The organism is Rhizobium terricola (assembly GCF_012927355.1).
GTDB lineage: Bacteria > Pseudomonadota > Alphaproteobacteria > Rhizobiales > Rhizobiaceae > Allorhizobium > Allorhizobium terricola.
Window position 1 is genome coordinate 244,826 of the sequence record NZ_JABBGK010000004.1, and the last position, 26,106, is coordinate 270,931.

Below are 26,106 nucleotides of genomic sequence, written 5' to 3' on the forward strand. Positions count from 1 at the left end.
TTCGCAATGAGCACGGTCTTCCCGCCCGTCCGGGATGGGAAGACCGGCGACGGGATCTTTTGAGGCGGAATGAAAAAATGAGCAAAATCAACAAGGCAGCCTGTATCGGTGGTGGGGTTATCGGCGGAGCATGGGCGGCCCGCTTCCTGCTCTCCGGCATAGACGTCAACATGTTCGACCCGCACCCGGAAGCCGAGCGCATCGTCGGCGAGGTCATCGCCAATGCGGAGCGGGCCTATGCCATGCTGACCATGGCGCCGCTGCCGCCGCGCGGTAAGCTCACCTTCATCAAGAGCATCGAGGAAGCGGTAAAGGGCGCGGACTGGATCCAGGAAAGCGTTCCCGAGCGCATCGACCTCAAGCGCGGCGTCATCACCCAGATCGATGCGGCTTCCGATCCCGAGGCTCTCATCGGTTCATCGACGTCGGGCATCCTGCCTACCGAGCTGCAGCGCGACATGAAGCACCCCGAGCGGATGTTCGTCGCCCACCCCTACAATCCTGTTTACCTCCTGCCGCTCGCCGAACTGGTCGGCGGAGAAAAGACCTCGCCCGCAGTCCTTGAGGATGCCAAGGCGAAGCTCGCCACCATCGGCATGAAGGGCGTCATCCTCAAGAAGGAAATCGAGGCCTTTGTCGGCGACCGCCTGCTCGAAGCCGTCTGGCGCGAAGGTCTTTGGCTGATCAAGGACGATATCTGCGACACCGAGACGCTCGATGACGTGATCCGCTATTCCTTCGGTATGCGCTGGGCACAGATGGGCATGTTCGAGACCTATCGTATCGCCGGCGGCGAGGCGGGCATGCGCCACTTCATCGCCCAGTTCGGTCCCTGCCTCTCCTGGCCCTGGACCAAGCTGACCGACGTCGTCGACCTCGATGACGCACTGACCGACAAGATCGCCAACCAGTCCGACGCCCAGTCAGGCGCATACGGCATCCGCGAACTGGAACGCATCCGCGACGAGAACCTCGTCGGCATCATGCACGCCCTTAAGGGCGCCAACGGCGGCAAGGGCTGGGGCTCGGGCAAGCTGCTGGCCGAGTTCGAGGCGCATCTGTGGGAGAACGCACCGAAGCCGGAAGCCGCGATCGGCGCCGAGCCAATCCGCTTGCTTGACACGAAGGTCAATCCGTCCTGGGTCGACTACAACGGCCACATGACCGAGTTTCGCTACAACCAGTGCTTCGCCGACAGCGCCGACGCGCTGCTGCGCCTGATCGGCGTGGACATGGACTATGTCGCCGCCGGCCACAGCTACTACACCGTCGAGGCCCACAACCAGTGGATCGACGAGGCCAAGCTCGGCGACGCGCTCTACGTGAAGGCGCAGATCCTCCCCTGCGACGGCAAGAAGCTCCACACCTTCATGTGGCTGCACCGCGTCGCCGATGACGCAGTCTTGGCGAGCTGCGAGCACCTGATGCTTCACGTCGCCTCGAAGGAAGGCAAGGTCGTACCGCCACTGCCGGCGGTCAAGGACAGGCTGCAGCCTTTGATCGACGCCCATGCCGGTCTGCCGCTGCCGGCCAATGCCGGGCGCGTGGTCGGACAGAAGAAATAAGGACGTAGCGCTATGCATTTCGGACTGACCGAAGAACAGGACATGATCGTCAACACGGTGCGCAGCTTCGTGGAAACGGAGCTCTATCCGCTCGAGGACCAGGTCGAGAAGCAGGGTTTCGTGCCCCCGGAAATGGGTCAGGAAATTGCCCGCAAGGTCAAGGAACTCGGCTTCTTCGGCTGCAACATGCCGGAAGACGTCGGCGGCGCCGGCCTTGACCATCTGACCTTCACCCTGGTCGAGCGCGAGCTCGGCCGCGCCTCCATGGCCCTCACGGTCTTCTTCGGCCGCCCTTCGGGCATCCTGATGGGCTGCAACGACGACCAGCGTGAGCGTTACCTGATCCCGGCCACCAAGGGCGAGAAGTTTGATGCGCTCGCCATGACGGAGCCCGGCGCAGGCTCAGACGTGCGCGGCATGAAGTGCTTCGCAAAGAAGGATGGCGACGACTGGGTGGTCAACGGCACCAAGCACTTCATCAGCCATGCCAACATCGCCGACTTCGTCATCGTCTTCATCGCCACCGGCGAAGAGCAGACGCCCCGTGGGCCGAAGAAGCTGATCACCTGCTTCCTCGTCGACCGCGGCACGCCGGGCTTCGAGATCCGCGAAGGCTACAATTCGGTTTCCCATCGCGGCTACCAGAACTGCATCCTGAACTTCGACGACTGTCGCCTCCCCTCGGCCCAGATCCTCGGCGAGGTGCACAAGGGCTTCGACCTCGCCAACGACTGGCTCTACGGCACCCGCCTGACGGTTGCCGCCAACTGTGTCGGACGCGCCCGCCGCGTCTTCGACTACTGCGTTCCCTACGCAGCCGAACGCCACCAGTTCGGCAAGCCGATCGGCGCCAACCAGGGCGTCTCCTTCAAGCTCGCCGACATGATCACGGAAATCGACGCGGCCGACTACCTGACGCTGGCCGGCGCTTGGCGGCTCGACCAGAAGCTCCCGGCAAACCGCGAGATCGCTTCGGCCAAGCTCTACGCCTCCGAGATGCTGGCCCGCGTCACCGATCAGGCGATCCAGATCTATGGCGGTATGGGGCTGATGGACGATCTGCCGCTCGCCCGCTTCTGGCGCGACGCCCGCGTCGAGCGGATCTGGGACGGCACCAGCGAGATCCAGCGTCACATCATCAGCCGCGACCTGTTGCGGCCATTTGGAGCCTGACACCATGCGCGGCACCGCCCCCGGCCTGAGCTTGCTCAAGAAGATCGCCCAGCTGGCGAGCGGCGGCGGCACCGACACGAGCTTCCTCAACATTTCCGGCGACGGTCCACACACGACACCGAAGACGGCTCCGGACCCCGGAGCCGCCTCGCTCTTCAAGGCTCTCGAGCCTGGCGTATTCCTCAGCAGCAGGTGGCTTGGATGAAAACACTCTCCCCGAACGCGCTTTCCCGACTGATCCGTCCAGGTTCGATCGCCGTCTTCGGCGGCAAGGAAGCCGGGCGCGTCGTCGAACAGTGCCGCAAGATGGGCTACCGGGGAGAGATCTGGCCCGTTCATCCGACCAGAGACGAAGTACACGGTTATCGCTGCTATCGTTCGGTCGCCGACCTTCCGGCGGCGCCCGACGCCGCTTTCGTCGGCGTCAACCGGTTGGCCACGATCGACATCATGCGCGACCTGTCTAAGCGTGGCGCCGGCGGCGCGGTCTGCTATGCCTCGGGCTTCTCCGAAGCCGTCGAGGAATTGCCTGACGGCCATGAGCTGCAGGCGAAACTGGTCGAGGCGGCCGGCGACATGGCCGTGCTCGGCCCCAATTGCTACGGCTTCATCAACATGCTCGACGGTGCGCTGCTCTGGCCGGACCAGCACGGCATGATCCGCACCGACAGGGGCGTCGCCATCCTGACGCAATCCTCCAACATCGCCTGCAACATCTCGATGCAGGCGCGCGGCTTGCCGCTGGCCTATCTGATGACCGCCGGCAACCAGGCGCAGACGGGCCTCTCCGCCCTTGCGGTCGCGGCACTCGAGGATCCGCGCGTCACCGCGGTCGGCCTGCATATCGAGGGCTTCGACGATCTCGACATGCTGGAGCACCTGGCATCCCGCGCGCGGGAACTCGGAAAGCCGGTCATCGGCCTCAAGGTCGGAAAATCCGAAGCCGCCCAGCGCGCGACCGTGTCGCACACGGCCTCACTGGCCGGCAATGACAAGGTCTCGTCGGCAGTCTTGAAGCGCCTGGGCATCGGGCGTGTCGATACCCTGCCGGAACTGCTCGAAACGCTGAAGCTCCTGCATGTCTGCGGGCCGCTTGCCTCCAATACGGTCTCCTCGATGAGCTGTTCGGGCGGCGAGGCCTCGCTGGTCGCCGATGCCGGCGTCGGTCGCAACGTGAAATTCCGCGACCTGAAGCCCGAGCAGCTGCCGGTTCTGCGCGAGGTGCTCGGCCAGATGGTGACCCTCTCCAACCCTCTCGACTACCACACCTTTGTCTGGGGAAATCGAGAGAAACAGACGACGGCCTTCGCGACGATGATGAAGGGCGACTACGCCCTCAATCTCGTGGTCCTCGACTTTCCGAGAACCGATCGTTGCGACCCGGCAGACTGGATGACCACGGTCCATGCCATCATCGATGCGCGCAACGCGACCGGCGCCAATGCCGGCGTGGTCGCGTCGATGGGTGAGAACATGCCGGAGGAGATTGCGATTGCCCTCGTCAACGCCGGCGTCGTGCCCTTCTGCGGCATCGATGAGGCGCTGGCCGCGGTGGAAATCGCCAACGGCATCCACGAAACCTGGTCCCGGCCGGCACCCGCCCGGCGCCTCGATGCAACCATCGCCGGCACCGACCTTGTCACCCTGTTCGAGGATCGCGCCAAGCCGGAACTGGCCCGCTTTGGCGTCACGGTCCCCGAAGGTGTCGTGGCGGCGGATCCCGCAGAAGCGGTGAAGGCCGCCGACCGGCTCGGCTATCCCGTCGTTCTCAAGGGCCTCGGCATTGCTCACAAGACGGAGGCAGGCGCCGTCCGCCTCAACCTGCAGAACGCCACCGACGTCAGTGCCGCGGCGACCGCCATGGCCCCGATCTCCTCCCGTTTTCTCGTCGAGAAGATGGTGATGACGAAGCCCGTCGCCGAGGTGATCGTCGGCGTCATGCGCGATCCGGTCGCTGGCCTCGTCCTGACGATCGGCGCCGGCGGAATTCTCGTGGAATTGCTCGATGACGGCGCGGTCCTGCCGTTGCCGGTGACCACCGACGAAATCCGGTCGGCAATCGCCAGCCTGAAGGTTTCGAAACTGATGGCCGGCTACCGCGGTGCACCGCCCGGCGATGTCGAAGCCCTGATCGACATGGTCGCAGCCGTATCACAATATGTCGCAGCCAATGCGTCCAAGGTGGAAGAACTCGACCTTAATCCGGTGATGGTGTTTCCGGAAGGTTCCGGTGTCATCGCCGTAGACGCCCTCATCAGGACAAGGAGTTGACGCGTGACTGACCCGATCCGCACCCGCCGCGAAAACGGCATTCTCGAGGTCACGATCGACCGCCCCAAGGCCAATGCGATCGATCTGGTAACAAGCCGGATCATGGGCGAGATATTCCGGGATTTCCGCGATGACGAAAGCCTGCGCGTAGCCATCATCACCGGCGCCGGCGAAAAGTTCTTCTGCCCGGGCTGGGACCTGAAGGCGGCGGCGGCCGGCGACGCGGTCGACGGCGACTATGGCGTCGGTGGCTTCGGCGGCATGCAGGAACTGCGTGACCTCAACAAGCCGATCATCGCAGCCGTCAACGGCATCTGCTGCGGCGGCGGCCTTGAGATCGCCCTTTCGACCGACCTCATTCTTGCGGCGGAACACGCCACCTTCGCCCTGCCGGAGATCCGTTCCGGCACGGTGGCCGATGCCGCATCGATCAAGCTGCCGAAGCGCATCCCCTACCATATCGCGATGGACATGCTGCTCACCGGCCGCTGGCTCGATGTCGAAGAGGCGCATCGCTGGGGCTTCGTCAACGAGATCCTGCCGGCCGACAGGCTGATGGAACGCGCGTGGGAACTCGCGCGCCTGCTCGAAAGCGGCCCGCCGCTTGTCTACGCGGCGATCAAGGAGATCGTCCGCGATGCAGAAGGCAAGGATTTTCCGACCGCGATGAACAAGATCACCAAGCGGCAGTACCGCACGGTCGATATCCTCTATTCGAGCGAAGATCAGCTCGAAGGCGCGCGCGCCTTCGCCGAAAAGCGCGATCCGGTGTGGAAGGGAAAATAGGACAAGGGAGCAAGGCTGAGGCGATCGGCCTGATGAACGACATCGAAACGATCACCAGCGCCACGGGAACAATAACAAAGACCCGGGCGTGTCACGTCAACCAGAGAAGGAACAGGCAATGAACGATTACACGAAGTACCTTGCAGGTCGTGCGACGTCCGGCGGAATGAACCGCCGCGAGTTCATGGGACGGGCCATGGCGGCCGGCCTGACACTGACGGCAGCCAGCAGCCTCTTCGCTGCCAGCGCCTCCGCCGAAGAGCCGAAGCGCGGCGGACATCTGAAGCTCGGTCTGGAAGGTGGCTCGGCCACGGACAGCAAGGACCCGGCAAAATTCCTCTCGCAGTTCATGTTCTGCGTCGGCCGTTGCTGGGGCGACATGCTGGTCGAAAGCGACCCGCTGACGGGTGCGGCCGTGCCGGCACTCGCCGAGAGCTGGGCACCGTCCGCCGATGCGGCCACCTGGACCTTCAAGATCCGCAAGGGCGTCCAGTTCCACGACGGCAAGACCCTCACCGTCGACGACGTCATCGCCACCCTGAAGCGCCACACCGACGAGAAGTCGGAGTCCGGCGCTCTCGGCGTCATGAAGTCGATCAAGGAAATCAAGAAGGACGGCGACGACCTCGTGCTCGTGCTGACCGAGGGCAATGCCGACCTGCCGCTGCTGCTGACCGACTACCACCTCGTCATCCAGCCGAACGGCGGCAATGACGATCCGCTCGCCTCTATCGGCACCGGCCCCTACAAGCTGACCAGCTTTGAAGCCGGCGTCCGCGCGACGCTCGAAAAGAACCCGAACGACTGGCGCACCGACCGCGGCTATGTCGATTCGATCGAGATCATCGGCATGAATGACGCCACCGCCCGCATCGCGGCTCTGTCGTCGGGCCAGGTCCACTTCATCAACCGCGTCGACCCGAAGACCGTGTCGCTGCTGAAGCGCGCACCGACGGTGGAAATCCTCAACACCTCGGGCCGCGGCCACTACGTCTTCATCATGCATTGCAACACCGCACCGTTCGACAACAACGACCTGCGGCTTGCACTCAAGTATGCCATGGATCGCGAGACCATGGTCGAGAAGATCCTCGGCGGCTACGGCAAGGTGGGCAACGACTTCCCGATCAACAACACCTATGCCCTCTTCCCGGAAGGGATCGAACAGCGCGCCTACGACCCGGACAAGGCATCCTTCCACTTCAAGAAGTCCGGCCATTCCGGTCCGGTCCTGCTGCGCACCTCGGATGTCGCCTTCCCCGGTGCCGTCGACGCGGCCGTCCTCTACCAGGAAAGCGCCAAGAAGGCCGGCATCGAGATCGAGGTGAAGCGCGAACCCGGCGACGGCTACTGGTCGAACGTCTGGAACGTGCAGCCCTTCTCCACGTCCTACTGGGGTGGTCGCCCGACCCAGGACCAGATGTATTCGACGGCCTATCTCTCGACCGCCGACTGGAACGACACCCGCTTCCTCCGTCCGGATTTCGACAAGCTGCTCCTGCAGGCCCGCTCGGAACTCGACGAGACGAAGCGCAAGGACATGTATCGCGAAATGGCGATGATGGTCCGCGACGAGGGCGGCCTGATCCTGCCGATGTTCAACGATTTCGTGAATGCCGCGACGAAGAACGTCAAGGGCTACGTCCACGACATCGGCAACGACATGTCGAACGGCTACGTCGCGACCCGCGTCTGGCTCGAAGGCTGATGCCAGGAAAGCGAACGGTCGCTTCTTGCGGCCGCTCCGGTCAATCAACCCGCGGAGATGGCTCCGCGGGTCTTTCCCGCATTTCTGGACATCGGCAGGCTGACCATGACCTCATCGACCGATACCGGTGAACCACCGGCCCGCAAGCTATCGGAGCGATTTCCTCTGCTGACCCTCGTGGTGCAGCGGCTGGCGCTCAGCATCCTCCTTCTCCTTGCCGTATCCGTGCTGATCTACGGTGGCGTGGAAGCCCTGCCCGGCGATTTCGCCACAACCTATCTCGGCCAGTCGGCCACGCCCCAGGCGGTCGCCAACATCCGCTCGCAGCTCGGCCTCGACCAGCCGATCGTCACCCGCTACTTCGCCTGGCTCGGCAATGCCCTGCAGGGAGACTTCGGCACCTCGTGGGCAAGCCACAACTCCGTCACCGAGCAGATCGGCAAGCGTCTCGGCAATTCACTGTTTCTTGCCGCCTTCGCCGCCACCGTCTCGGTGCCGCTCGCCGTCATGCTCGGCATGCTCGCCGTTCATTTCCGCAACCGCATGCCGGACCGCATCATCAACGTGATTTCGCTTGCGGCGATCTCCCTGCCGGAGTTCTTCGTCGGCTACCTGCTGATCCTGTTCTTCGCCATCAACTTCAACCTGGCGACATTTCCCGCCACCGTTCATGACGGCATGGGTTTCCTGGAAAGACTGCAAGCCATGGCCCTGCCGACGGCCACCCTCGTCCTCGTCGTTCTGGCCCACATGATGCGCATGACGCGTGCGGCAATCCTCTCGGTCATGTCGTCGGCCTACATGGAAACCGCCGAACTCAAGGGCCTGCCGGCCTTCCGCGCCATCGTCAGGCATGCAGCGCCGAATGCCATCGCCCCGATCGTCAACGTCGTCGCGCTGAACCTCGCCTACCTCGTCGTCGGTGTCGTCGTGGTCGAGGTGGTGTTCGTCTATCCCGGCATGGGCCAGTACATGGTCGATGCGGTGACAGTGCGCGACATGCCGGTGGTCCAGGCCTGCGGCCTGATCTTCGCCGCCGTCTACATCTTCCTCAACATGCTGGCCGACATCATCGCGATCGTCGCCAATCCGAGACTGAGGCATCCGCGATGAGATTGAGAGACATCCCCCTTAGCGCCTGGATCGGCATTCTCGGCATCATGATCGCCTTCATCTGCGCCGTCTTTGCCCCGTTCATCGCCCCTTACGGCGAACGCGAGGTCGTCGCCGGCGTCTGGGAACCGATGGGTGCGCCCTACCTGCTCGGCACCGACAATCTCGGCCGTGATCTGCTCTCGCGCATGATCTACGGTGCGCGCACGACGCTCTTCGTCGCGCTCGCGGCCACCGTCATCTCGTTCTCGCTCGGCATCTTCCTGAGCTTCACCGCCGCGGTGTCCCGCGGCCCGCTCGATCAGGTCCTGTCGCGCTTCAACGACCTGATGATGTCGATCCCGACGCTGATCTTCGCGCTCGTGGTGCTCGCCGTTCTGCCGCAGAATCTCTTCGTCCTCATCATGGTCATGGCCATCCTCGACTCGACCCGCGTCTACCGCCTCGGCCGCGCGGTCGCGCTCGACGTCGCCGTGATGGAATTCGTCGAGGCCGCCAGACTGCGTGGCGAGGGCAAGATGTGGATCATCTTCCGTGAGATCCTGCCCAACACGCTCTCGCCGCTGCTCGCCGAATTCGGTCTGCGCTTCGCCTTCTCGATCCTGTTCCTCTCGACGCTTTCCTTTCTCGGTCTCGGCATCCAGCCGCCGGCCGCCGACTGGGGCGGCATGGTCAAGGACAACAAGGACGGCATCATCTTCGGTATTTCCGCAGCCCTGGTCCCCGGCTCGGCGATTGCCGCGCTCGCCGTCTGCGTCAATCTCGTGGTCGACTGGCTGCTCAAGCGAACCTCTAGCCTGAAGGGAGGGCGAGGCGATGCCTGAGCTGCTTTCCGTCCGTAATCTCAAGATCGAGGCGACCGCCTATCCGCCCGGCGAGCCGCCGAAGGACATCACCATCGTCGAGGGCGTCTCCTTCGACCTGACCAAGGGCCGCGTTCTCGGCCTGATCGGCGAATCCGGCGCCGGCAAGTCGACGATCGGCCTCTCTGCCCTCGCCTATGGTCGCGGCGGTGTCCGCATCACCGGCGGCGAAGTGCTGCTCGACGGCGAGAACATCCTGGCCCTCGGCAAGGGTGGCATCCGCAAGGTGCGCGGCGCCCGCGTCTGCTACGTCGCGCAGTCGGCGGCAGCCGCCTTCAATCCGGCCCACAAGCTCGGCGACCAGGTGATCGAGGCAAGCCTCACCCACAGGCTGATGACCGTCGAGGAGGCCCGCAAGCGCGCCGTCTACCTCTTCGGCGTGCTCGGCCTGCCCGACCCCGAAAACTTCGGCAACCGCTATCCCCACCAGGTATCCGGCGGCCAGCTGCAGCGTGCCATGACCGCCATGGCGCTCTGCCCGTATCCCGAACTGATCGTCTTCGACGAGCCGACCACAGCACTCGACGTGACGACCCAGATCGACGTCCTGGCCGCCATCAAGCACGCGATCGAGGAGACTCACACCGCCGCCCTCTACATCACTCACGACCTTGCCGTCGTCGCCCAGATCTCCGACGACATCATGGTGCTGCGTCACGGCCGGACGGTAGAATACGGCACCGCCCGGCAGATCATCGAGGCGCCTGCTCAGGATTATACCCGCGCCCTCGTCAACGTCCGGCAGACCAAGAAGGACGAGGCGGCGGACCAGACGGGCGCCCAGCTCCAGATCGAACATGTCACCGCCGGCTACTCAAACGGCTTCAAGGTCCTGCATGATGTCAGCCTGCACCTGCCGAAAGGCCAGACACTCGCCGTCGTCGGCGAGAGCGGATCCGGCAAGTCGACGCTCGCCCGCGTCATCACCGGCCTTCTGCCGCCCCTGTCGGGCAGCGTCACCTTTGATGGCAAGGTACTGACGCCGGCCCTGAAGAACCGCAGCCGCGACGATCTCCGGCGCATCCAGCTGATCTATCAGATGGCCGACACGGCGATGAACCCGCGCCAGACGGTACGCGACATCATCGGCAGGCCGCTGACCTTCTATTACGGCCTGCACGGGGCCGAGAAGACCGCCCGCGTCAAGGAACTGCTGGAACAGATCGAGATGGGCTCCGGCTTCGTGGACCGTTATCCGGCCGAGCTTTCCGGCGGCCAGAAGCAGCGTGTCGCGATCGCCAGGGCGCTTGCCGCCAAACCGGAACTGATCCTCTGCGACGAACCGACCTCGGCGCTCGATCCACTGGTCGCCGAAGGCATCCTCAGCCTGCTGATGCGCCTGCAGGCCGAAACCCATGTATCCTACATGTTCATCACCCATGACATCGCCATCGTCCGCGCCATCGCCGATTCGGTCGCCGTCATGCATCGCGGCCGGCTGGTGCGCTTCGGACCGAAGTCCAAGGTGCTGGAGCCGCCCTTCGACGACTACACCGACCTCCTGCTCAAGTCGGTCCCGGAAATGGAGATCGGCTGGCTGGAAAAGGCGCTGGCGACCCGCAAGATGGCAAGCGCCGGCAACTGACGCACTGTCCCAAGACCCCCTCTGGCCTGCTGGCCATCTCCCCCACAAGGGGGGAGAGAACATGCGGCAAGCCCACGGTTCCGTCACCAACGGCGCGGCCGGGGTTAAGCCCTCCTCCTTGTGGGGAGGGTTTGGGAGGGGCGACACCACGAACTCGAATTCATCATCTGAAGGCACAGCATGTCCCCTCGCTCCCACACCGTCATTGAAAACGAATGGATCATCCTTGCCGATGGCACGCGGCTGGCCGCCCGCATCTGGATGCCGGAGGGCGCCGAGGCCGATCCGGTCCCGGCGGTGTTCGAGTTCCTGCCCTATCGCAAGCGCGACGGGACCTGCATGCGCGACGAAAGCACCTATCCGCATTTCGCCGCCGCCGGCATTGCCGGCGTGCGCGTCGACATCCGCGGTTCGGGCGAATCCGACGGAGTGATCGACGGCGAATACACGCCCCTGGAACTGGCGAATGCCTGCGAGCTGATTGCCTGGATCGCCGCGCAGCCCTGGTCGAACGGCAATGTCGGCATGATGGGGATCTCCTGGGGCGGCTTCAACTCGCTGCAGGTCGCGGCGATGAACCCGCCTGCGCTGAAGGCCGTCATCTCGATTGCCTCCACCACCGACCGCTACAACGACGACATCCATTACAAGGACGGTTGCCAGCTCTACGCCCAGCTCTCCTGGGCCGCGACCATGCAGGGCTACCAGTCGCGCTCGCCCGATCCGGAACTGGTCGGTGAGCGATGGAAGGACATGTGGCTCGAGCGGCTCGAAAACGAACCCTTCTTCATGGAGGAATGGCTGTCCCACCAGCGCCGCGATGCTTTCTGGGAGCACGGCTCGATCGCCGAGGACTTTTCCGCCTTCAGGATCCCGGCCCTTGTCATCGCCGGCTGGGCCGACGGATATCGCAACACGCCACTGAAGGCGGTCGAGGGCATCGGCGCCCATGCCAAGGCGCTGATTGGCCCTTGGGTCCACAAATATCCGCACTTTGCCTGGCCAAAGCCGCGCGCCGACTTCATCGGCGAAGCGATCGCCTTCTGGAACCGGCACCTGCGCGGCGAAAAGAACGGCACCGACGCGACGCCGCAGGTGCGCGCCTATATCCTCGACGCGATCCGCCCTGCCCCGCGCCGCGATTTCGACCCCGGCCGCTGGGTGGCGAAGCATGCCTGGGAAACGCCCCAGATGCAGACGTTCGGCATCGACGCAAGCGACCGGCTGGCCACCGCCGCGCCGTCCGCCAGCGCGGCGCGCGACGTTTTCCTCCGCTCGCCGCTCGATCTCGGCACCGCCTCGGGCGAATGGTTCACGCTGAAGCCGGATGCCGAGCTTGCCGCCGACCAGCGCTTCGAAGACGGCGGCTCGCTCTGCTTCGACAGCGAACCCCTGGCCGAAGACATCGACTACCTCGGTCGTCCGGTCGTCCGCTTTGAGGTATCCTGCGATGACGACTGGGCCAATCTCTGCGCGCGCATCTGCGACGTCCATCCGGACGGCACCAGCTATCGCGTATCCTTCGGCGTACTGAACCTTGCCCATCGCAACGGCAATGCCGACCCGACACCCATGCCCCATGCAGAGAAGGTCGAGGTGACCCTGGTGCTGGACGCCTGCGGCTATCGCTTCCGCGCCGGCCACCGGATCCGGCTTGCACTTTCGACCAGCTACTGGCCGATGATCCTGCCGCCGCCCACCGATCCGGGCGTCACCATCGACAAGGCAGGTCTCGTGCTGGAGATGCCGCTGCTCGGCGAGCATCGAGACATCTCCGTTCCGGAGCCTTCGGATCCAGATCCGTTGCCCACCTATGTCACCCATGCCGAAGGCGATAGCTTGCGCGAGGTGACACGCGACATCACCAATCACCTGACGACCTATCACATCCTCGACGACACCGGGCTCACCGAGCACCCCGACACCGGGCTTGCCACCCGGCAGGTCCGCGAGGAATTCTGGTCGATCGCGCCCGACGATCCACTCTCGATGACTGGCACGGCAATCTGGACCTGCGACATGGCCCGCCCCGGCTTCGAGGTACGGACGGTCGCCACCACCTCGATGTCCTGCACCGAAACCGAGTGGCTGATCGCCATCGAGGTCGAGGCCTATGACGGCGACGAGCTGATCTTCGAACGCCATGAGGAAACCGTGATCCCGCGCGACTTCCAGTAGTCCGTATTTCGGGCTATCGCTTCGTCGACGATTTGAAACGGACAACAAGGATGAAGCCATGAAGGCGATGCTTTATGAGCGGTTCGGCGAAGCACCCGAGATCGTGGAGGTTCCGGATGCCGCACCGCCGGAGGAGGGCGTCGTCGTCAAGATCACGGCGACCGGCCTGTGCCGGTCGGATTGGCATGGCTGGATGGGGCATGACAGCGACATCCGTCTGCCGCATGTTCCCGGCCACGAATTCGCCGGCGAGATCGTGGCGCTCGGTAAGTCCGTGCGCGGCTTTGCGGTCGGCGACCGTGTCACTGTTCCCTTCGTCTCGGGCTGCGGCCATTGCGTCGAATGCCGGTCCGGCAACCAGCAGGTTTGCGAGGAACAGTTCCAGCCCGGCTTCACCCATTGGGGTTCGTTTGCCGAATATGTCGCGCTCGACTATGCGAGCCACAATCTGGTGAAGCTGCCCGATGCGATCGACGATGCCACCGCCGCCAGCCTCGGCTGCCGCTTCGCCACATCGTTCCGCGCCGTGGTCGATCAGGGACGCCTGAAGGGTGGCGAGTGGCTGGCCGTGCACGGCTGCGGTGGTGTCGGCCTTTCCGCCATCATGATCGGCAAGGCACTTGGCGCGAATGTGGTCGCGATCGACATCGCCGAAGACAAGCTGGCGCTTGCACGCTCACTCGGCGCCTCGGTCACGATCAATGCCTCAGTGGAGACCGATGTCGTCTCGGCGGTCCGCGACGCCACCGGCGGCGGAGTGCATGTCTCGGTCGACGCGCTCGGCCATCCCTCTACCTGCTGCCATTCGGTGCTCAACCTGCGGCGCCGCGGCCGACACGTCCAGGTAGGCCTGTTGCTCGGGGCACATTCGACGCCCGAAGTCCCGATGGCCCGCGTCATCGCCCATGAATTGGAGATCTACGGCAGCCACGGCATGCAGGCTTGGCGCTATGACGCCATGCTCGACATGATTGCCGCCGGAACCCTTAGGCCGCAGCAGTTGATCGGCCGCCACATTTCCCTCACTGAGGCGGTGCCAGCGCTGATGGAGATGGACCGTTTCGCCGAAAACGGGATCACGATCATCGACAGTTTCAAATAGAACCATACGTTTGGCTTTATTAGCCTTAACGGAAAATTGGTGATACCCAAGTAGAAAAGACTCTACGTTTTCCTCCCGCGAAGAGTCCTACATGCCCACTATGCCCTTCGGTCTCGGCGACGATTCGAGACTTGTCGTCGACGCCCTCAGCCGGTCGCTCGCGATCATCGAGTTCGATCTCCAGGGCAACATCCTCGCGGCCAACGAGAACTTCTGCCGGGCAGTTGGCTACAGTCCGGCCGAGATTGTCGGCAAGCACCACCGCATCTTCGTCGATCAGGCTGAGGCTGCGTCCCCCGCTTACCGGGAGTTCTGGAAAGGGCTCGCTGCGGGAAAATTCGATCAGGGGCAATACAAACGCTTCGGCAAGGGCGGTCGCGCCATCTGGATCGAAGCCAGCTACAATCCGGTCCTGAGACGCGGCAAGCCCGTCAAGGTCGTCAAGATCGCGACTGACATCACGGCCGAAAAGCTCCAGTCGCTCGACAGCAACGGCAAGATCGAGGCCCTGACGCGCTCTCAGGCCGTCATTGAGTTCTCGCCGAAGGGCGAGATCCTGACGGCCAACGAGAACTTCCTGAAAACCCTCGGCTACAGCCTGAACGAAATCGTCGGACAGCATCATTCGATGTTTTGCGAAAAGGACTACGTCGCCGCCGCCGAATATCGCGCCTTCTGGCCGAGCCTGGCTGCCGGAGAATTTTATGCCGGCCAGTTCACCCGCGTCGCCAAGTCCGGCGAGAAGGTGCATATCCAGGCAACCTACAATCCGATCCTCGACGAGACCGGCAAGGTCTGGAAGGTCGTCAAGTTCGCAACCGATGTGAGCGGCCGGGTTCGCGCCATGAATGAACTGGCTGCCGGTCTCCACCGTCTTGCCGACTGCAACATCCGCTTCACGATGGACACGCCCTTCGAGAAGGAATTCGAACACCTTCGCCACGACTTCAACACCTCGATCGGACGCTTTCAGGAAACGCTGGTCGAGGTTCTCGCGGAAACCTCGGCGCTCAATTCCAACAGCGCCCGCATGCAGGGCGGATCGGAAGAACTCGCAAAACGCTCCGAACAGCAGGCCGTGTCGCTCGAACAGACTTCGGCCGCGCTGACGCAGATCACCGAGACCATCAAGGACTCGACCGTGCGCACCAACGACACCCGCGCGCTCGTGCAGGACGCCCGCAAGGCGGCCATGGAGTCGGTCGAGGTGGTCAATGCTACGGTCGCCGCCATGGGTCGCATCGAAGGCGCATCGAAGGAGATCTCGAACATCATCGACGTGATCGATGAAATCGCCTTCCAGACCAACCTGCTGGCCCTCAACGCAGGCGTCGAAGCGGCCCGCGCCGGCGAGAGCGGCAAGGGTTTTGCCGTCGTCGCCCAGGAAGTCAGAGAGCTCGCCCAACGCTCGGCAAAGGCTGCGAAGGAAATCGCCGACCTGATCTCGAATTCGACCGCCGAGGTCAAGGAAGGCGTGCGCCTTGTCGCCGACACCGGTGATTCACTCAACCGGATCGAGACCTTCGTCCATTCGATCGACGTCAATGTCGAGGCGATCGCCAATGCAGCAGCAGAACAGTCGCTGCGCCTGTCGGAGATCAACGCCGCGGTCAATTCGCTCGATCAGATGACGCAGCAGAACAGCGCCATGGTCGGCGGAATGAACTCGATCAGCCAGGCGCTCGCCGGCGGCGCCGCGAAACTCGTCGAACTCGTCGACCGCTTCAAGCTGAACCGTCGCAAGGCCATCCGCGAAGCGGGTTCTGCCGAAGCCGCAACCCACACGCATCGCCGCGTCGCCTGACGGCGGGGCTGCCGCCCCTCAATCCGCCGGCGCCACGAAATGGGTGACGGCCCTGCAGAGGGCGCCGAACCCCGCCCGGGCACCCTCGCTCATGTGGCGTGCCCTGAGCCACGCATGCACCATCTGCGGCTCTTCGCGGAACCAGACTTCGACGCCCGCCCCGACCAGCCGCGCGGCATAGTCGCGGCCGTCGTCGCGCAAGGGGTCGAAATGCGCGACGCTGACAAAGGTCGGCGGCAATCCGGCAAGCGACATCGACAACAGGGGATGGGCGATCGGCTCATCGGCCGGAGCCTGAAGGATGGCCCGGTAATAGGCGGTGTCGGCGGTGGTCAGTCCCGGCGCGTCCGCCATCTCGACATAGGAGCCGGAGACGAGATCGCCGCCGAGTGCCGGATAAATCAGCGCCTGCCCGACGATCCCGGAAATGCCCGCATCGCGCGCCCTGATCGCGAGCCCCGCGGCAAGATTGCCACCGGCGCTGTCGCCGATCAGCACGATCTTCCGCCCCTCGCCAAGCAGTTCGCCCAGGACCGCAAAGCAGTCGTCATGCTGCGCCGGCCAGACATGTTCCGGGGCCAGCCGGTAGTCGATCGAAACAAGTTCTGCGCCCGCAGTTTCGGCAATCTCGGCACAGATGGCGTGATGGCTGTCGAGCGATCCCACGACGAACCCACCGCCATGGATGTAGCAAAGCAGCGTTTGCGTGCCGAGTGCTGCCGGGCGATAGCGGCGCACCGGTATCCACCCCTTAATCAGGCTGTCTTCGGTCGCCATGCCGTGCGGCAGCGGCCGGTCGAACTGCGCGCACAGTGCATCATACCACGCCCGCTGCTGCTCGATCGACGCATCGACCGCATCGTCGGGATAGAAGGCGCCGCAGATCCTCAGAAACTCGAGGATCCCTGGCTCGCTCGGCATCGGTTTGTCGGTAGGCTGCGTCATGGAAGGCGGACCCCGCAATCGGAGAGACAGGAATGTCGCCAATCCTAGAGCATGTCGCGGGCAAGTCTGTATTCGATTTGCGACCGCGGGCGGTCCGCGAACAGCAAGCTGTTCACGCCTGAGCCGTCATCAAGGTCATGAGAGCGGCCGGGAACGGCATTGCATGCGTTCCCGGCGAGTTGTCATCAGCCGATGGTCATCAGGCTCGCATTGCCGCCCGCGGCCGCGGTGTTGACCGAGGTCGACACTTCTTCAAGCAGCCAGTTGAGGCAATAGGCGTCCGGATCGCCGGCAAGCTCTTCCGAGGTCGCGGCCTGAACCAGGACCAGCGGACCGGGCAGTGCGGCGATCTTGCGGTTCGCGGCCCCGACGGTCTCGCTGTCGCCTTCCACCAGCGCACCGGAGAACGGCCCGTCGGTTTCCCAATTGGACGTCCAGGAGATCCGGGCAGCGACGGCCGGCGGCAGGTCCGGGAAATTGGCCGGCGTGACCAGGCCCTGGTCGATCACGACCTCGTTGCCGGTCGAAAGCGCCGCGGCGATCTGCCGGTAGAGGCCGCTCGTGCTGCTCGGCACGAGCAGGATGCGCCCGCGCGGATGCAGCGCATAGAGGTTGCGCTCGCCGACCGGACCGACCAGCTCCCGCTCCAGCCCGAGCGCCGAGCGGCTGGCGAACCTGCGGGCCGCCTCGCCCTCGCTCGACAGACCCTGGCGGTCGAGCCAGATGATGTAGTCCCGCAACGCCGGATCGGTATGCACCGAATCCTGCTGCGGCGGCACCGGCGCCTTCTGGACGAGGCGGCCGAGATAGAGCGGTCCGCCCGCCTTGGGACCGGTGCCCGAGAGGCCGCGGCCACCGAAGGGCTGGACGCCGACCACGGCGCCGATGATATTGCGGTTCACATAGAGATTGCCGGCCTTGATGCGGCTGGTGACGTGGGCGATCGTTTCGTCGAGACGCGTGTGCAGGCCGAAGGTCAGCCCGTAGCCGGAGGCGTTGATCTCGTCGATCAGTCGGTCGAGATCGGCGCGGCGGTAGCGGATGACGTGAAGCACGGGGCCGAAGACCTCGCGCTGAAGGTCGGACAGCTTGTTGATCTCGATGATCGTCGGCGCGACGAAGGTACCCTGCTTCGTCGCCTCCGGCAGAGGCAGCTGGTCGATGCGGCAGCCGAGACCGCGCATGCGCTCGATGTGCTGCTCGATACCGTTCTTCGCTTCCGCGCTGATCACCGGGCCGATATCGACATTGAGGCTGTCGGTGCGGCCGATCCTGAGCTCCTTGAGAGCGCCCTTGAGCATGGCGAGCGTGCGGTCGGCAACCTCGTCCTGCAGGCACAGAACGCGCAGTGCCGAGCAGCGCTGTCCGGCGCTGTCGAAGGCGGACGCGATGACGTCGCCGACAACCTGTTCGGCCAGCGCCGAGGAATCGACGATCATGCCGTTCTGCCCGCCGGTCTCGGCAATCAGCGGGATCGGCTTGCCGCCGGCCGAAAGCCGCTCGGCGAGTTGCGCCTGGATCAGGCGGGCGACCTCGGTCGAGCCGGTGAACATCACGCCCTTCGTCTCGTCGGCGCCGACAAGCGCCGCGCCCACGCGTCCATCGCCGGGAACGAACTGCAGCACGCCGGCCGGAACGCCGGCCTCGTGCAGGATCTTCACGCTCTCATGAGCGATGATCGGCGTTTCCTCGGCAGGCTTGGCGAGCACCGGATTGCCGGCCACCAGCGCGGCAGCGACCTGGCCGGTGAAAATCGCAAGCGGAAAGTTCCACGGGCTGATGCAGACGATCGGGCCGAGCGGCGCATGGGCCGGTCCCAGCGTCTTGCGGGCCTGGTCGGCATAGTAGCGCAGGAAGTCGATCGCCTCGCGCACCTCACCGACGGCATTGGCGGCCGATTTGCCCGCCTCGCGCATGACGATGCCCATCAGAGGCTCGATCCGGGACTGCATGAGGTCGGCCGCCCGGTCGAGGCAGGCCGCCCGGTCGGCGGGCGAAACAGCTGCCCATTGCGGGGCGACGTCAGCCGCCATCCGCACACTGCGAGCCGCAGCTTCGGCCCTCACCTCGGTGACCTGGCCGACCACATCCCGGTGGTCCGCCGGATTGAGCACCGGACGGGTATCCCCTTCTGTCGCGCCGTCTGCCAGGAGCGGAACCGCATGCCAGGCAACAGGAACGGTGGCGGAAAGCTTCTCGGCGAGCTCGGCAAGAACCTCTTCGTTGGAAAGGTCGAGACCGGCGGAGTTGTCGCGGGCGCTGCCGAAAAGGCCCTTCGGCGCGGCAATCAGGTCATGCTGCGCGCCGACCACCGGCATCGCGGCGACGATCTCGACCGGATCGGCGACCAGTTCGTCGATCGAGACCTTCGGGTCAGAGATCCGGTTGACGAAGGACGAGTTCGCGCCGTTCTCGAGAAGGCGGCGAACCAGGTAGGCAAGCAGCGTCTCGTGGGTGCCGACCGGCGCGTAGATCCGGCAGGGACGGTCGAGCTTGTCCTTGCCAACCACTTCGTCATAGAGCGGCTCGCCCATGCCGTGCAGGCACTGGAACTCGTAACGGCCGACTTCGAAGTCCGGGCCGGCGAGATGGTAGATGGTGGCGAGCGACTGGGCATTGTGCGTGGCGAATTGCGGGAAGATCGCGTCCGGCGCGTCCAGCAGCTTGCGTGCGCAGGCCACATAGGCGACGTCGGTGTGGATCTTGCGGGTATAGACCGGAAAACCCTCCAGCCCTTCGAGCTGGGCGCGCTTGATTTCGGCGTCCCAATAGGCGCCCTTCACCAGACGCACCATGACGCGGCGCTTCGCCCGGCGGGCGAGGTCGATGATGTAGTCGAGCACGAAGGGGCAGCGCTTGCCATAGGCCTGGACGACGAAGCCGAGGCCCTTCCAGCCGTCGAGTTCCGGCGCGAAGCACAGGTCTTCCAGCAGGTCGAGCGAAAGCTCCAGACGATCGGCTTCCTCGGCGTCGATGTTGAGGCCGATGTCATAACCCTTGGCGAGAACGGCCAGCGCCTTCACCTTCGGCAACAACTCTCCCATAACCCGGCCGGCCTGCGCACGGCTGTAGCGCGGATGTAGAGCCGACAGCTTGATCGAAATGCCCGGGCCGCCATAGACGCCGCGGCCTGCGGACGCCGTGCCGATCGCATGGATCGCCTGTTCGTAGTCACGATAATAGCGCTCGGCATCCGCACCTGTCGTGGCGGCCTCGCCCAGCATGTCGTAGGAGTATTGGAAGCCCCTTGCCTCGAGCGGGCGGGCGCGTTTCAGCGCCTCGTCGATGGTTTCCCCCGTGACGAACTGCTCGCCCATCATGCGCATCGCCATGTCGACGCCGCGACGGATGACCGGCTCGCCGGCGCGAGCGATGAGCCGGGTGAGCGCAGCAGACAGGCTGCGGTCGTTGACCGTCGAGGTCAGCTTGCCGGTCACCACCAGGCCCCAGGTTGCCGCATTGACGAAGAGCGACTTGCCGCCACCGATATGCGAGCCCCAGTCGCCCTCGGCGATCTTGTCGCGGATCAGAGCGTCCCGGGTGTCCGTATCGGGAATGCGCAGAAGCGCCTCGGCAAGGCACATCAGGGCGACGCCTTCCTGGCTGGAGAGCGAGTATTCCTGGACGAGCCCCTCGACGCCGGTTCCCTTGTGCTTGGCACGCAGCGCCGCGATCAGGCTGTAGGCGGTGGTGCGAATGTCGTAGCGCTTGGCGTCCGGGACGCGGGCGGCCGCCACGAGCGGTGGCAGGCATTCCGTTTCGGGCCGGCGATAGGCAGCCGTGATCGCCCGGCGCAGATCAGATTGCGGCCGGATCGGCGGCGCAAAATTCGAGAAGGGTGCGACCGCGGTCGGGTCGCCGTTGGACGCGGAGCTGGTTTCGTCGTTCAGCATGAAAACACCTGTCGGGCTTTGGATTGTCTAGCGGATGAACGAGGGACCGGGCTCGCCCGCGTCGTCGTCCAGAAGATACGGTCCGGAATACTCTGTGTCACGGATCGACGGCCCCGTCGGCTCCGCACGCCTCAGGGCGAGCGCGGCCGCCACCGCCTTCAGTGCCAGGGGGCGATAGTGAGCCAGCAATTCGGGTTTGTCACCCGCTTCGAATTCGGTCCCGTGCATTGATGATCCCTGTCGTTCGGGGCTGCTCGCGTCCGCTGCGAAACCGCTGCCCGGTTCTCCCGTCGGCGCTTCGAGCGACCCGCCGGAACAATATACCGTTCAACGAATTCATTCTCACTTGATTTGACGGATTTTTGCAATATTTCTCTATTTCAATAGGCAATTTTGAATAGAAAAGACCATGGCAAGCCATCAAAATAGTGAACTTGATCGACTGGATACCAGGATCCTCGAAGTCGTCACGGAAGAGGGACGGATTTCGATCACCGATCTCGCCGAACGGGTGGGTCTGTCGAAGACGCCGTGCCAGCTTCGTCTCAAGAAACTGGTCGAGGAAGGCTACATCGAAGGCTTCGCCGCGATCCTCAATCCGTCCAAGCTGGGTCTCGACCATGTCGCCTTCGCCGAAGTGAAGCTGACCCACACCCACGAAGAGGCACTGAAGAGTTTCAACGCGGCCGTGAAGAAGATTCAGGAAGTCGAGGAGTGCCACATGATCGCCGGCCGCTTCGACTACCTCCTGAAGATCCGCACCCGCGACATCCGGCGCTACCGCCATGTGCTGGGCGAGAGGATTTCCTCCCTGCCCTTCGTCGCCAGCACGTCGACCAACGTTGCGATGGAAACCATCAAGGAAGGCCGCGGCAACCTTCTGAACGCTGGCTGACGACGCTCGCAGCCTTCGAAGCGATCCAAGCCAGAAAGGGCGGAAGGGCGGGCTGCAAGGCCCGCCCTTCGTCTTGTCAGATGTCCTTCACCAGACGAAGCGCGTCATAGATCGCCGCATGCGTGTTGCGCGCTGCGACCGCGTCACCGATGCGGTAAAGCTGGAAACCGCCGCCGGCATTGCGGACGACCGATTGCGGCTCGCCTGCAATCAACTCCTCGTAGGAGACAGCACCCTGGTTGCTCGACTTCGGCTTGAGCTCGAAATAGAGCTCGTCGAGCGGAATGGTACCGTGGTTGATGACGACCTGGTCGACGGTGCGTTGCTTCGAAACGCCGCCATAGTCGCTGCCGACATGGGCGATCAGGCCGTTTCCATCCCGCTCGACCGCCTCGACGCGATAGGTGACGGTGAAGGTCACGTCCTGCTTCTGGAGCGAGCGCATATAGGGCACGAGGTTCATCGCCATGACCTCGGGCGCGAAGGAACGGTCAGGCGTCATGATCTCGACCTTGGCTCCGGAGTTCGCGATGAACTCGGCCGCCTGCAGGGCAGCATGATCGCCCGCGTCGTCGAAGATCAGCACATTGGTACCCGGCTTCACGTCTCCGGAAATGATATCCCACGACGAGACGACGAGCTCGTTGCCCTTCGACAGCATGTCGGTATGCGGCAGGCCGCCGGTGGCAATGATGACGACGTCCGGCTTCTCGGCCTCGATCGTCTCCGCCTCGGCCCAGGTATTGAACCGGAAGCGCACGCCCAGCTTCTCGCACTGCGCCATGCGCCACTCGATGATGCTGATCATTTCCTTGCGGCGCGGGCTCTGTGCGGTGAGCCGGATCTGCCCGCCGGGATTGCTGGCGGCCTCGAAGACCACGACGTCATGCCCGCGCTCGCCAGCCACACGGGCGGCCTCCAGGCCGGCCGGACCGGCACCGACGATCACGACCTTCTTGCGGACCTCGGCCTTGGCGATCACATGCGGCATGGTCTGCTCGCGGCCGGTGGCCGCATTGTGGATGCAGAACGCCAGCCCGCCCTGGTAGATGCGGTCCAGACAGTAGTTCGCGCCGACGCAGGGACGGATGTCGTCCTCGCGCTTTTCGATGATCTTGCGGACGATGTGCGGGTCCGTCATGTGCGCCCGCGTCATGCCGATCATGTCGACCTTGCCGGAGGCGATGGCGTGACGCGCGGTCGCGACGTCCTGGATCTTGGCGGCATGGAAGGTCGGAAAATTCGTCGCCGCGCGGATCTCGCCGGCAAAATCGAGATGCGGCGCGCTCGCCATGCCCTGGATCGGGATGACGTCCGTCAGGCCCGGGTCGGTGTCGATATGCCCGCGGATGACGTTGAGATAGTCGATCAGGCCGCTTTCCTTGAGGCGCTTCGAGATCTCCATCCCTTCGGCCTTGCCGGTGCCGCCGGGAAGACATTCGTCCGCCGTGTAGCGTACGCCGAGAATGAAGTCGTTGCCGACCCTCTCGCGCATCGCCCGGAACACGTCGAAACAGAAGCGCATGCGGTTGTCGAGCGAGCCGCCATAGGGCCCGTCGAGCTCATTGGTCAGCGGCGAGGTGAACTGGTCGATCAGGTGGCCGTAGGCCTCGAGTTCGACCCCGTCCATGCCGCCGGCCTTCATCCGCTCCGCCGCATCGGCGAAGTCCTTGATGATGCGCTCGATGTCCCAGTCCTCGAGCTTCTTCGGGAAGGCGCGGTGGGCGGCTTCGCGGTGATGCGACGGCGCGACGACCGGCAGCCAGTCTCCCTTGTCCCAGCGCGTCCGTCGGCCGAGATGGGTGAGCTGGATCATGATCGCCGAACCCTGCTCGTGCACCGCGTCGGTCATCTCCCGGACCCACGGCACGATCTCGTCCTTGTAGGCAAGCAGGTTGTTGAAGACCGGCGGGCTGTCCTTCGACACGGCAGCCGAACCAGCGGTCATCGTCATCGCGACGCCGCCCCTGGCCCTCTCGACAGTGTAGGCGCGGTAACGCTCCTTCGGCATACCGTCTTCCGGATAGGCCGGCTCATGGGACGTCACGATGATGCGGTTGCGCAGCGTCAAGTGCTTGAGTTGAAAGGGCTGAAGAAGAGGATCGTTCGACATGTGCCGTGCTCCGGATTAGAACTGGTCGCCCCGACGCTAGGTAAAATGTACATACGTGTCAACAATGAAAACAACATAGTCACCTTCATGGACACTCATGTACATTTTTCTTGTGCGACCCTTCACAATTTGTTAGGAGACTGCCCATGGACCAGACATTGAACGACACCGGCTGGCGCGGATCGCAGGAAGGTTGGCTCGAAGCGGCCTACGAGGCGCTTCTGGAATCGGGCGTGGATTCGGTGAAGATCCTGCCGCTCGCCAAGCGCCTCAATCTGTCGCGCACCAGCTTCTACTGGTTCTTCAAGGATCGCGTGGAACTACTCGACGCCCTGGTCGGCCGCTGGCGCGACAAGAACACGGGCGGCATCGTCCGGCAGTCGGAGGCCTATGCGGAATCCCTCGCGGAAGCGATGCTCAACGTTTTCGACTGCTGGCTGAACGAGGAGATCTTCGATTCGAAGTTCGAGTTCGCGGTTCGCAGCTGGGCGCTGCAGTCGGATGATCTTCTGGCAGAGGTACGGCAGGCGGACCAGATCCGGCTCGAAGCCTTGAAGCGCATGTTCATGCGATTCGGGCACGCAGAAAACACAGCCGATGTCCGCGCCAGAACAACCTACCTCGTCCAGATCGGCTACATCTCGATGCAGTCGAACGAGGACATAGCCCTGCGCATGAAGCGTATTCCCGAGTATATCGCGATCTACACCGGCCAGGTACCCCAGCAGAGAGAACTCGATCGTTTCTTTGCCCGCCACGGCTACAGGCCTGATTGAGACGGAGGCGGGGATGACGGCAACGCAGCGCATCGGCATCATCGGGGGCAACGGCTGGCTGGGCGGAGCGATCGCCGCAGCAATCCTCGACACCGGCGCGATCGAACCGGGCCATCTTTCCCTCTCCTATCGCCGCAACAGGCCGGACCGTTTTGAAGACGCGTTCTGGACGGCCGACAACCAGGCCCTTGTCGATCGCTCGGACGTCGTCATTCTCTCCGTCCGCCCGGAAGACTGGCCGGCCATTCCCGTGAACGCGGAAGGCAGGCTCCTCATCTCCGTCATGGCGGGCATCCGGATCGACCAGCTCTCGGCCGTCCATGCGACCGACCGCGTTATTCGCGCATTGCCCAATGCGGCAGCGGAGGTCGGCCGGTCCTATACACCCTGGACCACCTCGCCGGCAGCGACCGCCGAGGATCGCGCCACCGCGCGCATGATCTTCGACGCCTGCGGCATCGAAGACGAGGTTTCCGGCGAAGCCGATATCGACTACCTGACCGGCCTGACCGGCTCCGGGCCGGCCTTTCCCGCCCTGCTCGCGCGGGCCATGATGGCGGACGCAATCGCCCACGGCCTGCCGGAAGCGACGGCGCGGCGCGCCGTGAACATGGTGCTTGTCGGAACCGGACGGCTGCTCGAGCGCCGCGATGAGGATCCGGCCGAGACGGTCAAGACCTTCCTCGATTATCGCGGAACCACGGCCGCCGCCATCGAGACGATGCGGGCCGGCGGTTTCGACCGCGCCGTCGCCGACGGACTTCGAGCCGCATTCAAGAAATCGGTAAGTATGGGAGACGCCTCCTGACAACCGTTGGGGCGGGTTCTCGCGGCACCCCGCTCGTCGTTTCAGATGCCGCCAAGACAGAGGGAACTGCAATGAAGACTCTTCTTTCATCGACCTGCCTGGTATTTGGCCTGCTGGGTGGAGCCTCGGTCGCGAGCGCCGCGGATTGTGGCAGCGTGACCATTGCCAGCATGAACTGGCAGAGTGCTGAGGTGATCTCGAACCTCGACAAGATCATCCTGAACGAGGGTTATGGCTGCGAGGCGGAGATCACGGTCGGGGACACGGTTCCGACGATCACCTCGATGGCGGAGAAGGGTCAGCCGGACATTGCACCGGAAGCCTGGATCGACCTTCTGCCGGACGTCGTGAAGAAGGGTACGGAAGAAGGCCGCATCGTCAAGGTCGGCTCGCCGCTGCCGGACGGCGGCGTGCAGGGCTGGTGGATTCCGAAGTACATTGCCGACGCCCATCCCGACATCAAGACAATCCCGGATATGCTGAAGCATCCGGAACTCTTCCCCGATCCGGAAGATCCCTCCAAGGGCG

Annotated in this window: 20 protein-coding genes; 16 read left to right on the top strand and 4 right to left on the bottom strand. The window is 64.2% G+C overall.

Going from position 1 to position 26,106, the window contains the following annotated elements; translation table 11 throughout:
- Positions 1 to 77 precede the first annotated feature (77 nt).
- The 12 genes from HHL25_RS18660 (at position 78) to HHL25_RS18715 (ending at position 16,148) form a co-directional block, all read left to right on the top strand.
- Positions 78 to 1,565, top strand: coding sequence for a carnitine 3-dehydrogenase (locus tag HHL25_RS18660; RefSeq protein WP_169594490.1), 1,488 nt, complete (start codon positions 78 to 80; stop codon positions 1,563 to 1,565).
- 12 nt (positions 1,566 to 1,577) lie between these two features.
- Complete coding sequence (locus HHL25_RS18665; protein ID WP_169594491.1) at positions 1,578 to 2,738, top strand: acyl-CoA dehydrogenase family protein; 1,161 nt, start codon at positions 1,578 to 1,580, stop codon at positions 2,736 to 2,738.
- Between the two features lie 4 nt (positions 2,739 to 2,742).
- Positions 2,743 to 2,943, top strand: a complete 201-nt coding sequence (locus tag HHL25_RS18670; RefSeq protein WP_169594493.1) for a hypothetical protein — start codon at positions 2,743 to 2,745, stop codon at positions 2,941 to 2,943.
- Entirely contained in the window at positions 2,940 to 5,009 is a 2,070-nt protein-coding gene (locus HHL25_RS18675; RefSeq protein ID WP_169594495.1) for an acetate--CoA ligase family protein, read from the top strand. Before HHL25_RS18670 ends, HHL25_RS18675 begins: the two co-directional genes overlap by 4 nt.
- A 3-nt stretch (positions 5,010 to 5,012) precedes the next feature.
- Positions 5,013 to 5,795, top strand: coding sequence for a carnitinyl-CoA dehydratase (locus HHL25_RS18680; protein WP_169594497.1), 783 nt, complete (start codon positions 5,013 to 5,015; stop codon positions 5,793 to 5,795).
- Between the two features lie 118 nt (positions 5,796 to 5,913).
- The gene (locus HHL25_RS18685; RefSeq protein WP_169594498.1) at positions 5,914 to 7,503 is read left to right on the top strand and encodes an ABC transporter substrate-binding protein; all 1,590 of its coding nucleotides are present in this window, start codon (positions 5,914 to 5,916) and stop codon (positions 7,501 to 7,503) included.
- Between the two features lie 105 nt (positions 7,504 to 7,608).
- Positions 7,609 to 8,616 (top strand): ABC transporter permease, encoded by a 1,008-nt coding sequence (locus HHL25_RS18690; RefSeq protein ID WP_169594500.1) that lies wholly within the window; start codon positions 7,609 to 7,611, stop codon positions 8,614 to 8,616.
- Positions 8,613 to 9,440, top strand: coding sequence for an ABC transporter permease (locus tag HHL25_RS18695; protein WP_169594502.1), 828 nt, complete (start codon positions 8,613 to 8,615; stop codon positions 9,438 to 9,440). Before HHL25_RS18690 ends, HHL25_RS18695 begins: the two co-directional genes overlap by 4 nt.
- Entirely contained in the window at positions 9,433 to 11,064 is a 1,632-nt protein-coding gene (locus HHL25_RS18700; RefSeq protein WP_169594504.1) for an ABC transporter ATP-binding protein, read from the top strand. The genes HHL25_RS18695 and HHL25_RS18700 overlap by 8 nt, the downstream gene beginning before the upstream one ends.
- A 180-nt stretch (positions 11,065 to 11,244) precedes the next feature.
- Entirely contained in the window at positions 11,245 to 13,242 is a 1,998-nt protein-coding gene (locus tag HHL25_RS18705) for a CocE/NonD family hydrolase (protein WP_169594507.1), read from the top strand.
- 58 nt (positions 13,243 to 13,300) lie between these two features.
- The gene (locus HHL25_RS18710; RefSeq protein WP_169594509.1) at positions 13,301 to 14,344 is read left to right on the top strand and encodes a zinc-dependent alcohol dehydrogenase family protein; all 1,044 of its coding nucleotides are present in this window, start codon (positions 13,301 to 13,303) and stop codon (positions 14,342 to 14,344) included.
- Between the two features lie 91 nt (positions 14,345 to 14,435).
- Positions 14,436 to 16,148: a methyl-accepting chemotaxis protein gene (locus HHL25_RS18715; RefSeq protein WP_169594511.1), complete on the top strand. Its 1,713-nt coding sequence runs from the start codon at positions 14,436 to 14,438 to the stop codon at positions 16,146 to 16,148.
- 18 nt (positions 16,149 to 16,166) lie between these two features.
- Here the strand turns inward: HHL25_RS18715 and HHL25_RS18720 are convergent, their stop codons facing one another.
- The 3 genes from HHL25_RS18720 to HHL25_RS18730 form a co-directional block, all read right to left on the bottom strand.
- Positions 16,167 to 17,093, bottom strand: coding sequence for an alpha/beta hydrolase (locus HHL25_RS18720; protein WP_169594513.1), 927 nt, complete (start codon positions 17,091 to 17,093; stop codon positions 16,167 to 16,169).
- A 185-nt stretch (positions 17,094 to 17,278) separates the two neighbouring features.
- Positions 17,279 to 20,986 carry a trifunctional transcriptional regulator/proline dehydrogenase/L-glutamate gamma-semialdehyde dehydrogenase gene (gene putA / locus HHL25_RS18725; RefSeq protein ID WP_169594515.1) on the bottom strand — a complete coding sequence of 1,236 codons (3,708 nt, stop codon included), beginning with the start codon at positions 20,984 to 20,986 and terminating at the stop codon, positions 17,279 to 17,281.
- A 27-nt stretch (positions 20,987 to 21,013) separates the two neighbouring features.
- A complete protein-coding gene (locus HHL25_RS18730; protein ID WP_169594517.1) occupies positions 21,014 to 21,214 on the bottom strand; it encodes a hypothetical protein in 201 nt (66 codons plus the stop codon).
- A gap of 181 nt (positions 21,215 to 21,395) precedes the next feature.
- Between HHL25_RS18730 and HHL25_RS18735 the strand changes: the two genes are divergently transcribed.
- A complete protein-coding gene (locus HHL25_RS18735) occupies positions 21,396 to 21,881 on the top strand; it encodes an Lrp/AsnC family transcriptional regulator (RefSeq protein WP_169594519.1) in 486 nt (161 codons plus the stop codon).
- 76 nt (positions 21,882 to 21,957) lie between these two features.
- Here the strand turns inward: HHL25_RS18735 and HHL25_RS18740 are convergent, their stop codons facing one another.
- Positions 21,958 to 23,994, bottom strand: coding sequence for an NADH:flavin oxidoreductase (locus tag HHL25_RS18740; RefSeq protein WP_169594521.1), 2,037 nt, complete (start codon positions 23,992 to 23,994; stop codon positions 21,958 to 21,960).
- Between the two features lie 146 nt (positions 23,995 to 24,140).
- Between HHL25_RS18740 and HHL25_RS18745 the strand changes: the two genes are divergently transcribed.
- From HHL25_RS18745 to HHL25_RS18755, 3 genes are all read left to right on the top strand, one after another.
- A complete protein-coding gene (locus HHL25_RS18745; RefSeq protein ID WP_169594523.1) occupies positions 24,141 to 24,770 on the top strand; it encodes a TetR/AcrR family transcriptional regulator in 630 nt (209 codons plus the stop codon).
- A 13-nt stretch (positions 24,771 to 24,783) separates the two neighbouring features.
- Positions 24,784 to 25,578, top strand: a complete 795-nt coding sequence (locus HHL25_RS18750) for a pyrroline-5-carboxylate reductase family protein (protein WP_169594525.1) — start codon at positions 24,784 to 24,786, stop codon at positions 25,576 to 25,578.
- Positions 25,579 to 25,649: 71 nt separating this feature from the next.
- Positions 25,650 to 26,106: glycine betaine ABC transporter substrate-binding protein (locus HHL25_RS18755; RefSeq protein ID WP_315853093.1), on the top strand; the 457-nt coding region annotated here is incomplete at its 3' end.